This is a genomic window from Cognatishimia sp. WU-CL00825 (assembly GCF_040364665.1).
In the GTDB taxonomy this organism is placed as follows: Bacteria; Pseudomonadota; Alphaproteobacteria; order Rhodobacterales; family Rhodobacteraceae; genus Cognatishimia.
This window is the reverse complement of sequence record NZ_BAABWX010000002.1, coordinates 224,558-238,211: the sequence shown is the minus strand read 5'-3', so window position 1 is coordinate 238,211 and position 13,654 is coordinate 224,558. Positions and strand designations below refer to the sequence as shown.

At 54.0% G+C, this 13,654-nt stretch carries 14 protein-coding genes; 8 read left to right on the top strand and 6 right to left on the bottom strand.

The features are described from left to right. Positions 1 to 49 precede the first annotated feature (49 nt). From purU to ABXG94_RS11915, 6 genes are all read right to left on the bottom strand, one after another. Complete coding sequence (gene purU / locus ABXG94_RS11940) at positions 50 to 934, bottom strand: formyltetrahydrofolate deformylase (protein ID WP_353534439.1); 885 nt, start codon at positions 932 to 934, stop codon at positions 50 to 52. A 199-nt stretch (positions 935 to 1,133) separates the two neighbouring features. Beyond that, complete coding sequence (gene galE / locus ABXG94_RS11935) at positions 1,134 to 2,126, bottom strand: UDP-glucose 4-epimerase GalE (protein WP_353534437.1); 993 nt, start codon at positions 2,124 to 2,126, stop codon at positions 1,134 to 1,136. 20 nt (positions 2,127 to 2,146) lie between these two features. Then, a complete protein-coding gene (galU, locus tag ABXG94_RS11930; RefSeq protein ID WP_353534435.1) occupies positions 2,147 to 3,040 on the bottom strand; it encodes a UTP--glucose-1-phosphate uridylyltransferase GalU in 894 nt (297 codons plus the stop codon). A 349-nt stretch (positions 3,041 to 3,389) separates the two neighbouring features. Continuing rightward, a complete protein-coding gene (locus ABXG94_RS11925) occupies positions 3,390 to 4,067 on the bottom strand; it encodes a GntR family transcriptional regulator (RefSeq protein WP_353534433.1) in 678 nt (225 codons plus the stop codon). Then, positions 4,064 to 5,095 (bottom strand): Gfo/Idh/MocA family protein, encoded by a 1,032-nt coding sequence (locus tag ABXG94_RS11920; protein ID WP_353534432.1) that lies wholly within the window; start codon positions 5,093 to 5,095, stop codon positions 4,064 to 4,066. Before ABXG94_RS11920 ends, ABXG94_RS11925 begins: the two co-directional genes overlap by 4 nt. Then, positions 5,092 to 6,183, bottom strand: a complete 1,092-nt coding sequence (locus tag ABXG94_RS11915) for an isocitrate/isopropylmalate dehydrogenase family protein (protein WP_353534431.1) — start codon at positions 6,181 to 6,183, stop codon at positions 5,092 to 5,094. Before ABXG94_RS11915 ends, ABXG94_RS11920 begins: the two co-directional genes overlap by 4 nt. A gap of 133 nt (positions 6,184 to 6,316) precedes the next feature. Between ABXG94_RS11915 and ABXG94_RS11910 the strand changes: the two genes are divergently transcribed. The 8 genes from ABXG94_RS11910 (at position 6,317) to ABXG94_RS11875 (ending at position 13,596) form a co-directional block, all read left to right on the top strand. Beyond that, entirely contained in the window at positions 6,317 to 7,324 is a 1,008-nt protein-coding gene (locus ABXG94_RS11910; RefSeq protein WP_353534429.1) for a Bug family tripartite tricarboxylate transporter substrate binding protein, read from the top strand. 57 nt (positions 7,325 to 7,381) lie between these two features. Next, on the top strand, positions 7,382 to 8,128 hold the full coding sequence (locus tag ABXG94_RS11905; RefSeq protein WP_353534427.1) for a hypothetical protein: 747 nt from the start codon (positions 7,382 to 7,384) through the stop codon (positions 8,126 to 8,128). 1 nt (position 8,129) lies between these two features. Then, positions 8,130 to 9,641, top strand: coding sequence for a tripartite tricarboxylate transporter permease (locus ABXG94_RS11900; protein ID WP_353534425.1), 1,512 nt, complete (start codon positions 8,130 to 8,132; stop codon positions 9,639 to 9,641). Further along, positions 9,641 to 9,928 (top strand): putative quinol monooxygenase, encoded by a 288-nt coding sequence (locus tag ABXG94_RS11895; protein ID WP_353534423.1) that lies wholly within the window; start codon positions 9,641 to 9,643, stop codon positions 9,926 to 9,928. The genes ABXG94_RS11900 and ABXG94_RS11895 overlap by 1 nt, the downstream gene beginning before the upstream one ends. Continuing rightward, complete coding sequence (locus tag ABXG94_RS11890; RefSeq protein WP_353534421.1) at positions 9,925 to 10,725, top strand: N-acyl homoserine lactonase family protein; 801 nt, start codon at positions 9,925 to 9,927, stop codon at positions 10,723 to 10,725. The genes ABXG94_RS11895 and ABXG94_RS11890 overlap by 4 nt, the downstream gene beginning before the upstream one ends. Positions 10,726 to 10,871: 146 nt before the next feature. Beyond that, positions 10,872 to 11,165 carry a hypothetical protein gene (locus ABXG94_RS11885; RefSeq protein ID WP_353534419.1) on the top strand — a complete coding sequence of 98 codons (294 nt, stop codon included), beginning with the start codon at positions 10,872 to 10,874 and terminating at the stop codon, positions 11,163 to 11,165. Positions 11,166 to 11,190: 25 nt separating this feature from the next. Continuing rightward, positions 11,191 to 11,745, top strand: a complete 555-nt coding sequence (locus ABXG94_RS11880; RefSeq protein ID WP_353534418.1) for a hypothetical protein — start codon at positions 11,191 to 11,193, stop codon at positions 11,743 to 11,745. Between the two features lie 165 nt (positions 11,746 to 11,910). Further along, complete coding sequence (locus ABXG94_RS11875) at positions 11,911 to 13,596, top strand: acyl-CoA dehydrogenase family protein (RefSeq protein WP_353534416.1); 1,686 nt, start codon at positions 11,911 to 11,913, stop codon at positions 13,594 to 13,596. Positions 13,597 to 13,654: the final 58 nt, after the last annotated feature.

The following is a 13,654-nucleotide window of genomic DNA, read 5'->3' as shown; positions in this document are numbered from 1 at the left end:
CGCGCCCCAAGAGGGACGCGTTTGCAAACAGCAACTGGGCGGACTGAACTCAGCCCATACGCTCAGAGGCAAAGCTGCCGGGGCTTGCAGGAAACACAACGGTTTTATTGCCGTTGATAAAGGCCCGGTGCCGCGCATGAGCGTGGATCGCCCGCGCCAGAACCTGGCTTTCGACATCCCGGCCCAGAGACACATAATCTGCGGCAGATTGCGCATGGGTTACGCGCACAATATCCTGCTCGATGATAGGGCCTTCATCCAGATCCGCGGTCACATAATGTGAGGTCGCGCCAATCAATTTCACGCCCCGCTCAAAGGCTTGCTTGTAAGGGTTGGCACCTTTGAAAGATGGCAGGAATGAGTGGTGAATATTGATGATCCGGCCCGACATTTTGGTGCACATCTCATCAGACAACACCTGCATATAGCGCGCCAATACAACGAGTTCTGCCCCGGTTTCTTCGATCACCTGCATCTGCCGCGCTTCGGCCTCTGCTTTGGTGTCTTTTGTCACCTTAATGTAGTGAAACGGGATATCGGCATTCACCACCGATTTTTGATAATCCATATGATTGGAAATCACGCCGACAATCTCGACCGGCAAGGCCCCAATCCGCGACCGATACAGCAGATCGTTCAGACAATGGCCAAAACGCGACACCATGATCAAAACCTTCATTTTGGCACCATCGGCATAAAAGGTCGTGGCCATCTCGAACTTGTCGCTGATCGGAGCAAATTGGGTCTCCAAGACCTCTAGCGTTGTGGCCTCTGGGGCCTCAAACGTCAGGCGAATAAAAAATTTACCGGTTTTTTGGTCATCAAACTGTGCTGAATCCAAAATATTGCAATCCGTCTCGGCCAAAAAGCCGGAAATAGCTGCAACCAGACCGCGCTGGGACTGGCATTCGACGGTCAATACATATCTGGTCATGGTCTCTTCTTCGCTAATGAGAATTGCCTTTGAACCAGCCCTAGTAGAAGCCATTGGGCAAAACAGCTGAATTTGCGTCAATTCCGGCTTGAAAATCGTCGTTTTTTGCGCCCGTCCGCCCAAACCGTTCGTTTAGGAAAAAAAATCGCCCATCCAGAACAGGAGGGGCGACATTGAAACCAGATTTGCAGTCACAAGCCTAAGCTTTGTAATGCGCTTCAGTTTTTTGGTGCCAGCGCCAGGCATCTTTGATCATGGCCTGCAAATTAGAGCGTTTCGGTTCCCATCCCAGTTCCGCAACTGCGCGGGTCGAGCCAGATACAAGTTTCGTGCAATCACCGGCACGCCGCGCGCCTTCGACATAGGGAACATCCCGATTGGTCACCGCATGGCTGTGTGAAATCACCTGACGTACCGAAAACCCGTCGCCTGTACCCAGATTAAACACCCGGCTGTCTTTGCCATCTTTCAGCCATTTCAAGCCCAGAACATGCGCGTCGACCAGATCGCAGACATGCACATAGTCGCGAATACAGGTTCCGTCAGGCGTGTCATAATCTGTGCCAAAAATCGTCAGCGCATCACGCTTTCCATCAATCGCATCCAGCATCAGCGGGATCAAATGCGTTTCCGGCTGGTGAAATTCGCCCACCTCGGCATCAGGGTCCGCCCCTGCCACGTTGAAATAGCGAAAAATCACGCTGCGCAGCCCATAGGCGGCCTCGAAATCACTTAGGATGTCTTCGATGGCCCGCTTTGAGGCCCCATAGGCATTGATCGGCAATTGTTGGCTGTTTTCATCCAGCACCACATTGTCTTGATCGCCATAAGTTGCACAGGTTGAAGAAAAGACAAAGTCAAGACAGCCAGCAGCCACCGCGGCCTCGGCAAGGTTCAAGGCTCCAGTGACGTTATCCCGCCAATATCGGCCCGGTTCCTGCATGCTTTCGCCCACCTGACTGAGGGCGGCAAAATGCATCACAGCAATTGGCTGATACTGCGCAAAGACCTCGTCGAGACGCGCGCGATCCAAAAGATCACCACGCTCTAGGGGTCCGAATTTGACGGCTTCTGCCCATCCAGTCGAGCAATTGTCGAAAGTTACGGGCACAAAACCCGCCTCTCGCAACGCTTTACAGGCGTGCGAGCCAATATAGCCCGCGCCGCCTGTTACCAGAACATTCTTGTTCATCGTTTGCTTTGTCCTAAGTGTTATTCTGCGGCTTGTTTCACCGCCGCCAGTTCATTCAAATACCCTTGCAGCTCGTCTTTCAACTCTTCGCGCGCCAGGCCAAATGCCACCGTCGCTTGCAAGAAGCCTGCTTTAGAGCCGCAATCGAAACGCTGTCCGCGGAAACGGAAGCCATATACATTGTCAGAGGCCTGAATTTCTTTGGCAATGGCATCGGTCAACTGGATCTCGCCACCTGCACCCTCTTCCATTGTGTCAAGATGACCCAGCACATCTGGCGTCAGGATATAGCGGCCAATCACAGCCAAATTCGATGGCGCTGTACCGGCTTCTGGTTTTTCAACCATGCCTTTCACCGACACCATATTGCCCATGTCTTCTTTGACGTCCAACACGCCATAGGACGAAGTGCGCTCAGAAGGCACTTCCATCGCTGCCACAACGTTGCCACCAGTTTGCTCATAAGCTTCGACCATCTGCTTAAGACAAGGTGTATCTGACGCAATCACGTCATCGGGCAACAATACAGCTACTGGCTCGTTGCCAATCAGGCGACGCGCACACCACACGGCGTGACCCAGACCCATCGCCTTGTGCTGGCGCACATAGGCCACCGCACCAGAATCCATATAAGTATCTTGCAAGACTTCCATTAGGTCTGTTTTGCCTTTGCGCTCAAGCTCTGCTTCCAAAGTTGGCGAATGATCAAAATAGTCTTCCAAGGCGCCTTTGCCGCGCGAGGTCACAAAAATAAATTCGGTAATTCCGGCGGCCCGTGCTTCGTCGATCGCATATTGGATCAACGGACGATCAACCAATGTCATGATTTCTTTTGGAACAGATTTTGTCGCTGGTAAAAAACGTGTGCCGAGGCCAGCAACTGGAAAAATAGCTTTTGTGACTTTCTTGTGCATGATCGGTCCTTCCAGGCACTTCAATAATATGGGTTTGTCCTAACACGTTCGCAGAATTCCGTGAAGGATTCGAATTTCAATGGGCAGGCCCCTGCTGAGCAAGGCAAAACGTGAATTATGTTTAATTTCAAAGAGTTCAAAAAAAGAGGGGGAGTTGTTGCTAAAAATTCTCCCAAAATTAGTGAGGCAAATTGTTGCACGTCTCGAAACGATGCTTAATAGAGCCGCAAATTGTTGACAAGCCACTAACGTTCGACACGTGACTTCACTTGGTCAAACCCGGCCTATGCGATGGGGAAAACACTTAGATCACTCTGCAAAACGTCCCTCTCGGTCCCACAGCAGCGCCTTAAAGGCGGCTCAACCGGTGCTTCTCGATCAACTCTATCAATATATCTTTGGCGTGCTGACGATGTTCGCGATGCCGTGTGCGTGCCGTCTGTGCGTCGCCATTCTTGATGGCTTCATAAACCGCACGATGGTCCGCGTTTGACTTTGTCGGCAGCGGACGAATGAACAATGTTGTCATACGCGCGCGCCGCACCTGATCGTTCATCATATGAAATATGGTATTCACCCGGCTGTTGCCGCCCAAGCGCACCAATTCCGCGTGAAAACGGTCATCCGCCTCGGCCCAAGCCTCTAGCGCCTGTTCGGCGATCGCCAGATCCATATCCTCAATGGCCCGCGCAAGATTACCTAGCGCCGCGGCGTCATAGCCGCGTTTGGCCGCTTGCTCAGCCGCCAGGCTTTCCAGCTCTGTCAGCACTTCATAGATCTCGCGCATATCGCTTGGGGACAGAGGCAATATCCGCACCCCCTTGCGCGGACGCAGCTCTAGCAGTCCTTGGTTTTCCAATGTAAGCGCCGCTTCGCGCACCGGCGTACGCGACATGCCCAATTGTTCGGCCAATTCGCTTTCAAGGTGATCCGTTCCGCCGGCCAATTCGCCTGAAAAAATCATTTTACGCAGCTCGCGCAAGGCGCGCTGTGAATTTGACAAAGATTTGGATGCGGCTTGGTTCAAGTGTCCCCCAGAGCGATTTTCTTTTCGATCCGTGCAGAGGTATAAATCGCCTCTTCAATCTCAATAACCTTGATATAGTCCAAAGCTTGGTTTTCCAACTGCGTTTCCCCAAACAAGCCTGAAATAACGTGGGTTTGCAAGGCATGAACGCAATCACCGCCAAATCCGTCCCAGGTATCCGCCGCTTTTATCTGTGCTTCATCGGTGCTGCCAAAACGCCGCAAAGTCACACTGCCGTCGCCGTAAAGCGCGATCACCCCCTCGGTGCCTTCAAAGATCGCCTCGCCCATTGTGCGACGCAAATTATCCGCCGCATGGTCAAGGTGGCGGTTGCCATCAAATAGGGCGCGCACCTGATTTGGGTGGTCAAACAGGATATAGCCCGCGTCTTCACCGGCAATCACCGGGTTCATCCGGCGCAAATCCGCGTAGACAGCCGTGGGGTTGCCCAACAGATACCGAAAGGTATCCACCCAATGCACCGCGGTTTCATGCACCAGAAACTTTGGCATATCCTGAAAATACGGCTGCCGCTGCAAATAGGCCTCGGGCCCTTGACCGTCGCCCGGACGCAACCGAAAGGTCGCCTGTTGCAAAGTGCCGATCCGCTGGCCGTCCAACAGATCTTTGATGGCGCGATACCACGGCTGAAACCGAAAGTTTTCATGCACCACAATGGTGGCCCCGACCGCCTCTGCTTCGGCAATAATCGCTTTCGCTTCGGCAAGATCCTGACAGAACGGCTTTTGACAGATCATCCATTTGATGCCCTGCGCCAAGGCTTGTCGTATAGTGGCGGCATGGGCCACCGGGGGCAGGATGATGTCCAGCAGATCTGGTTTCTGCTCGGCAATCATCACCTCCAGATCATTATAGGCCGGCAGGCCCGTGGCCTGTGCCTTCGTGATCTCTCGATTGCAGGATCCAACCAGATCCACACGCGCCATACGGGCCCAGCTGCCATAGTGGAACTGGCTGAAATAGCCCGCACCCACACAGGCTACTCTGATGTTGCGTTCAAAACTCATGCCACAAACAAACTGTCCAAGACCGCCGCAGCCGCGTCTTGCGTGCCTGCGGACCCGCCAAGATCACGCGTCAAAACCCGGCCGTCCGCAACCACGTTCTCGACCGCCTCGCGCAGACGTTTGCCATCTGCCAATAAGGCTGGGTTGTCGTGTTTGATCCCCAACCAATCCAGCATCATGGCCGCCGACAAAATCATCGCATGTGGATTGGCTAGACCCTGTCCCGCGATGTCAGGCGCAGAACCATGACAAGGCTGAAATACCGCATTCTCCAAGCCAATATCTGCAGACGGTGCCAATCCCAGCCCGCCCATCAGCCCAGCGCCAAGGTCAGAAAGGATATCGCCAAACATGTTTTCGGTGACCAAAACATCAAAATCCCAAGGTTTCTGCACCATCCAAAGCGCGGTCGCATCCACATAAGCGTGGTCAGCCGACAATTCTGGGTGCCTCTTGGCTTCAACGTCAAACATCTCGCGGAAAAAGGCAAATGCTCGGAACACATTGGCCTTGTCAACACAGGTGACACGCCCTGTTCCACGCCCGGCGTTTTTACGGTTTTGCGCCAGCTCAAAGGTAAACTTGAACAGTTTTTCCGAAATATCCCGCGTGATCAAAAGCGTTTCGCGCGCTTCGTTTTCTGTCACTTCGCCGCTGCCTTGGGTATAAAACAGCCCTTCAGTGCTTTCGCGGATCAGGACAAAATCAATCTCTTTGCCCTCGGGCATATTCAACGGGGTATTTTGCCCCGCCCGTACCGTCACCGGACGCACACCCGCAAAAAGCGTCAACGCTTTGCGCAGGTCAATTTGTGGTGAAATTTCCGTCCCATCTGCATAGCGCACCTCCGGCAACCCCATGGCCGACAACAGAATCGCGTCAGACCGGCGGGCAATGTCCATCGATGCCTCTGGCAGTGATTCGCCGGTTTTCGCGTAATGCGCGGCCCCCGCCGGAGCATCGGTGAATGTCAGCGCATAGGCGTCAGAGGCATCTGACATACGGCGCAGGATATCGACCGTTGGGCCTGTAATTTCTGGGCCAATGCCGTCTCCCTCAAATACCGCGATCTCAAATGTAGTTCCCATATCGCCACCACTTCCTTCCGGTTGGTTTTGGTTTGTGTGTGGATTTTTTGATCCAAAAGTTGACAATGCATTAATTAACGCATACGCAATTAAATGCAACACAAAACGCATTACCTTTGGGAGGAATGACAAAATGAAATTCACACTGAGCAGAATCGCAGCTGTGACCGCAGTGGTTGCAGGTTTCGGCACCGCTGCCACAGCCCAAGAATACCCGTACCGCGACATTACAACGGCTGTTGTATGGGGCGCAGGCGGTGGCACCGACACCATCAACCGCATGATCATGGCCGAAATGGAAAAACACCTGCCGGTCTCGATCAACGTGATCAACCAAACCGGTGGCGTCGCCGGGTCAAACGGCATGGTTTATGTGCAGAATCAGGCCGACGACGGCTACACTTTGGTCGGTCTCTCAGAATCCAATGTGACCGCAGCGGTCCAAGGCGGCTGGGATCAAAAGTTTGATTACTGGTATCCTTTCATCGTCGGTGGCTCTCCTGACCTGATCTCAGTGCCAGCCAACAGCCCCTATAACACCATCCAGGAACTGGTAGATGCGGCCAAAGCCGCGCCTGGCACAATTCCTGCGGCCGCATCCGGGGCCGGTTCCATTCACCACCTGAACCTGCTGGCCATCCAACAGGGCGCGGGTGCCGAATTCAAATTCGTGCCTTATAAAGGCTCTGCACCTGGCCAAGAAGCCGCCATGGCGGGCGAAGTTGCGCTGGTTGTGACCTCGCTGGCAGAACAAGCGGCTTTGATCGAAGGTGGTCAACTGAAGCCACTGGCAATGCTGACACCAGACTCTGTTGAAATTGCAGGCAAAACCGTGCCGTCTGCCTTCTCAGCCTATGAAGGTCTGGACAAGTATCTGCCGCTGAAACAGGCCATTGGTTTTGCAGTCCACAGCTCTGCGGATGACGCCGTCAAAGCCAAGCTTGGCGCAGCGTTTGAAATGGCCATCGCCTCTGACACCGTTGCAACATGGGCCTCTGCCAACAACTATGATGTGGGTGGACAATATGGTGAAGAAGCACAGAAATTGTTTGAAACACTCGAAGCAACATTTGCCTACACTTTGAAAGATCTGGGTGCAGCAACCGTTGATCCAATGTCTCTTGGCATCGCCAAGCCTTAATCACAATCAGTGACGAGGGCGCCCCTGTGGCGCCCTTTTCTATTTGGGGAGAACACTTTGGATAATTCAGACGACATCACGGTGCTGCGGGCCCGCGATTTCTGGTCAGCGATAGGCCTTTTCTTCCTATCTCTGTTTTTTCTTTGGAAAACATCACAAATTCCACTGTTTGGCGCAAACCGAGCAGGCGTCAGCGCGGATTGGTTCAATTCCGCCGCGCTGGTGCCGCTGGGCATTTTTGGCGGCATGCTTGTGCTGTCCATTGTGCTGTTTGTCATTGCCATCAAAGCCGGTGGGGCACAGCACGCGCTTAGTTCTATTGGGCTTGGCTGGGACAAGAACGAAGCGCTGCGCTTTACCACAATTGCAGCCATTTTAACCGGCTATATTGTGGGGCTGGTGCCACGGGTCGACTTTATCATCAGCTCCGCGCTTTTGATCACCGCGTTGATCTATGGGTATCGCGGCGGGCACCGGGACCGCATGGTCACCTCGTCTCTCTTTGTCTTTGCCGCTGGGCTTTATGCCTTTGTCACGCATCTGCCCCAGTCCCAATGGAAAGCCCATGGTGACGATTGGGTGGTTTTGCTGCTCTGGATCGGTCTTGTTCTGGTGTCTCTCGCCAAATCCAAATCCGACAAGGTAGCGCGGCTTGTGCCCCTGCTCAGCGTGTTAGCACCGTTTATTCTGGTCTGCGCCATGGCCTTTGGCTTCCGTCAAAATGTGCCAAACCGCACCGGCCTGATCTTTAGCCAGATCGAATACAACTACTACGTAAACCTCAAACCGCTCTGGAGCCGGTAACATGGAATTCGTCTTTTCACAGCTGGCCGGTTTTGGGGTTGCGATGGTGGACCTTGTGGTCGACCCGCTCACTTATATTTACCTGATCACCTCTGTTTTTCTGGGCATCACTTTTGGGGCCCTGCCCGGCCTGACAGCCACCTTGGCGGTCACGATCCTCACCGGCTTCTTTAGCAACAAAATCCCACTGGATTACTCGCTGATTGCCCTGCTTGGGGCCTATGTTGGCGCGATCTATGGTGGCTCTTACCCCTCTATATTGCTGAACATTCCCGGCACCGCCGCCAGTGCGGCCACGGCCATGGATGGCTATCCGCTGGCCAAGGCTGGTCGTGGCGGCGAAGCGCTTGGCATGACCACAACCGCCAGCTTTATCGGCACCATTATTGGCACCTTTGCCCTGCTGATCTTTGTCTGGTTGCTGCTGCTGGTTTCCAAAAACATCGCCAGCCCGGAAAAAGCCCTACTTGCCCTCTTTGGTATCCTGCTTTCCGGCACATTGATGAGCGAAGATCTGGTCATCAAAGGCTGGATTGCCGGCCTTGTTGGCCTTGCCATGGCCATGGTTGGACTTGACCCGCTGTTATCAGAACCGCGTTACACTTTTGGCTGGTCATACATGCTGTCCGGGTTTCAAGTTGTGCCCGTCCTGATGGGGGCCTTTGCGATCCCGCAGATCATCGAAGGCATGCGCCATATCGAGGCGGGCAAACTGCTTGAACTCAAAGGCAGCATTGTTCCGAATTTGAAAACCGTGAAACGCTATCTGCCCACCATCGGCCGCTCGGGTGTCATCGGCACCGGCGTGGGTGCTTTGCCCGGCGTGGGCGAAGATGTGGCTGGCTGGGTCAGCTACGGAGTCGGCAAAACCGTCTCTAAAGAAGGCGATCAATTCGGCAAAGGCAGCCTCGAAGGTCTGCTCAGCTCTGAAACAGCCAACAATGCCTGTATCGGCGGCGCGCTTATCCCGCTTTTGGTGCTTGGCATCCCCGGCTCCCCCCCTGCTGCGGCCCTGATGGGCGCTTTCAAGATCAACAACATCATCCCCGGCCCTACCATTGATCCGGCGATCATTCTGCGCGTGGTTGCCATTCTGGTTCTGGCCAGCCTGACCATGTTCATCATGGGGCTGTTCACTGCCAAGATCTTCATCAAGATCCTGCGCATCCCGCAAACCATCTTTTTGCCGATTGTCATGGTCCTGACCACCATCGGCAGCTTTTCGGTGGGTGGCGGTATCAACGATCTATACCTGATGCTGGGTGTTGGACTTGTGGCCTTTTTCATGAACCTGATGCGCTATCCGATTGCCCCGCTGGTGATCGGCGTCATCCTTGGGGGCATGTTTGACGAAACCTTCCGCCGCTCGTTGCTGATTTCAGACGGCGATATGTCGGTGTTTATCTCGCGCCCCGGTGCCGCGATTCTGCTCACACTCAATATCGCGCTGATCCTGGCTCAATTCCCCGCCGCCAAGCGCAGCTTTACCTGGATGAAAGGCAAATTTGTCTGATGTATGTGGTAACAGTAACCTTCACCTTACATCCAAGCGCATCAGGGGATTTTATGCCCCTGATGCTGCAAAACGCCCAAACCTCACTGCGCGAAGAACCCGGCTGTCTTGTCTTTGACGTTTGTCGCGGCAACGACCCAAACACCGTGTTCCTATATGAAATCTACAAAGATCGCGCCGCATTTGACACCCATCTGCAAAGCGACCACTTTCAAAGCTTCGACGCTGCGGTTCAATCCATGATCGCAGAGAAAACCATCAAACTATTCCACGAGGTCCACCGGTGAGTGATTGGGAAGTTTATTCGGTCAAATATGCTGACCGCAACAGCCGCACGCGGGCTGACAGCTTTATCTTTGATGACAACCACGATGCCCCGCATGACATGGATTACTTCATCTGGGTCTTGCGGCGCGGGGCTGAAACCATTCTGGTGGATACCGGCTATGACACAACAGAGGCCAAGGCGCGCAACCGTCCCATCCTGATGGATCCGCGCGACGCCCTAAAGCCGCTGGGCATCATCCCCGAAGCCGTCACCGATGTGATCGTCACCCATCTGCATTATGACCATGCGGGCGGATTGCACATGTTCCCCAACGCCCGCCTTCATCTTCAATCCGCCGAGATGGCCTTTGCAACCGGCCCCTGCATGTGCCACGACACTTTGCGCGCGCCCTTCACCGCGGGCCATATCTGCGACGCGGTCAAACGGCTTTATGCGGGCAAGCTCTGTTTTTATGACGGCACTGCTGAAATTCGCGACGGCCTAAGCGTGCATTGCATCGGTGGTCACTCACGTGGGCTGCAGTGCGTGCGGGTCAAAACCCAAACCGGATGGTTGGTGCTGGCCTCTGATGCCGCGCATTATTATGAAAACTTTCTGGCTGAAAAACCTTTTCCGATTGTGGTTGATCTGCAGAATATGCTGGATGGCTTCGCGACCCTTAAAAAGCTTGCCAGCCGCCCAGCGCTGATCATTCCCGGCCACGATCCACTGGTGGCTGCGCATTTCCCCGTTGCCTTTGCGCCACACATCCAAAGCCTTCATACAGGACCTGAATCGCCAATTCCGGGAATTTAAGAATCAATTGGCCGAATTTCCGCTCAATCCGTCACAAAAGTGTCATTTTATTAAACACTCATACAAATTTTGAGACTTTAGAGGTATATTTTTGAAACCAAATGTGCCAAAAAAAGCAGCAGATGTACGTGTAAAGCCAGGTAACTATGACTGATATTTCAAAACTAGCGGAACTGCGAAAGCTCTTGATGGGCATGGAACAAGCATTGGGTCTCGAAGATCTGTCTGCGGTAGAACGCGACATTTATTATGCCGCCAATGACCTGTCCGCGCAAAGCTCTGGCGTGCGCACAACCGGCCTATTGGCCCATACATTGATGAAAAATGTTTCAAGACCCACCTTCTTCCGTGCCTTGAAATCTTTGGTCAGCAAAGGCTATTTGTCGCAAAGCGCTTTGTCACGTCGTGGCGTATATACGGTTAACAATCTGCGCGCATAGGCCTCTATTTCTGCAAGGCAATCCATTGAAATTAAAGTCAGTATTTTTGGAAACATTGACCGCTTCTGCGGTTTATGTTGCCGCATTCTTCATGACTTTCGAGATTTTGATGCCTGTGCAGGCTATGTTTTTTCCCGATTTCTCAAGCAGCGCCAGCCTGTTGTTTTTGCCGCACGGCGTGCGCGTTCTGTCTGCCTGGCTGCTAGGCTGGCGGTCAGTCTATGCGCTGCTGCCCGGCGTGTTTCTGACCTATTACTTGCTTGCTGGCGACGGTGTTTTCACCGCCAGCCGCTTGTCGGGCATCGCAATTTCCGTCCTGACCGCCCCCACGGTGTTTTTTCTGGCCGCCAAACTTGGCTTTGATGCGCGCCTTCGGTCAAATATCGCGCCCTGCTGGCCCTGTGTCATGATCGTGGGAATCATCGCAGGCATCATTGGCGGCATTCTGACCAACATGGCGTTTGGCAGTCCATTGCTGGACTATTTTGCCTTCTTCATCGGCGACACTTCGGGTTTGTTCTTCCTGATGCTGGGGCTGATGTTGCTGTTTCGCGCGGAACGCGCCCGCAGCCCACGCTAGTCCGATCCAAATCCTGCATCCTTAACACATCAAAACCCGCTATGTCCCGCGCGCGAAAAATTATACGCGCAATTATTGAAGCAAATTTCCGGCGGTTTTGTATTTTTGTTGCGCTGCACCTGCAAAGTGATTATGTCACAGTGCAGCATAATAAGGATTTGATTCATGGCCCATGACGGACAGGAGCTTGCAATGACACAACCCGTAATCCTCGCTGATTTGCTTCAGTTGACGGCCACCGCCGTTCCTCCGGTCGAAGCATTGGTACAGACTGCCACCGACAAACTGCGTGCCGAAATGCTGGTGGATGGGCGCATTTCCGGTGCCAAGGTCGAAGCCAACCAGACCGCCGCGCACGGCCTTTCGTGGTTGGCCACCTATGGGCAGGCGCTGCGTCAAATGCAAAACTGGGCCGAGCGTATGCAGGCCGAGGGAAAATTCGGCGAAGTTGAACAGCTGATCCACCAAATCGCCTTTGGCGAATACCTCTGGCAGATTTATGGTGGCATCCCAATGAGCCAGGGCGAAATCATTCGTCTGCAAGACATCGGCCTGTCACAGGACGAACAGCGCGGCTTGATGGAACCCGCCATCATGACACTCTGCAATCAAGGCAACAGCCAAGCGGCCCGCACCCGTCTGGTCGAATTGATGCAAGAGCAATCCGCCAATATCACTGTCGGCACCTCTGGCCTTGATGACGAGCTGGAAATGATCCGCGAGCAATTCCGCCGTTATGCCGTGGAAAAGGTCATTCCGCACGCGCATGAATGGCACCTCAAAGACCAGCTTATTCCGATTGAAATCATCCAAGAGTTGGCGGAAATGGGCGTCTTTGGCCTGACCCTGCCCGAAGAATACGGCGGTTTTGGCCTCTCCAAAGCCTCGATGGTTGTGGTGACCGAAGAGCTGTCGCGCGGTTATATCGGCGTTGGCTCACTGGGCACACGCCCCGAAATCGCCTCCGAGCTCATCCTGTGTGGCGGCACCGAAGAGCAAAAACAAAAATGGCTTCCCCTGCTCGCCAGCGGTGAAGTCTTGCCAACAGCCGTCTTTACAGAACCCAACACCGGTTCTGACCTAGGCTCCCTGCGCACCCGCGCGGTGAAAACCGACGACGGCTATGAAATCACCGGCAACAAAACCTGGATCACCCACGCCGCTCGCACCCAGATCATGACGCTTTTGGCGCGCACCGATTCCAGCACCGACAACCACAAAGGCCTGTCGATGTTCATCGCGGAAAAAACACCGGGCACCGATGAAAACCCTTTCCCATCAGAGGGCATGACCGGCACCGAAATCGAAGTGCTCGGCTATCGCGGCATGAAAGAATACGAACTGTCCTTTGATGGCTTTAAAGTCAAAGAAGAAAACCTGCTGGGTGGCGAGGAAAACAATGGCTTCAAACAGCTGATGCAGACCTTTGAAAGCGCCCGTATCCAAACCGCTGCCCGTGCGGTGGGTGTGGCGCAGGCCGCACTGGACGTGTCGATGCAATACGCCATCGACCGTAAGCAATTTGGAAAATCCCTGATCGACTTCCCACGTGTCTCTGGCAAACTGGCGATGATGGCCGTCGAAATCATGGTCACCCGCCAGCTCACCTATTTCTCTGCCGCGCAAAAAGACCGCGACAAACGCTGTGACCTCGAGGCTGGCATGGCCAAACTCTTGGGGGCGCGTGTGGCCTGGTCTGCCGCCGACAACGGTCTGCAAATCCACGGAGGAAATGGCTTTGCACTGGAATATGAAATCAGCCGCATCCTGTGTGACGCCCGCATTCTGAACATCTTTGAAGGCGCCGCGGAAATTCAGGCACAGGTCATCGCAAGACGCCTGTTGGGTTGACCCGAAACCATCGACAAAGCCCCGCGCCTGCACGCCAGACGCGGGGCTTTTGCGGTTT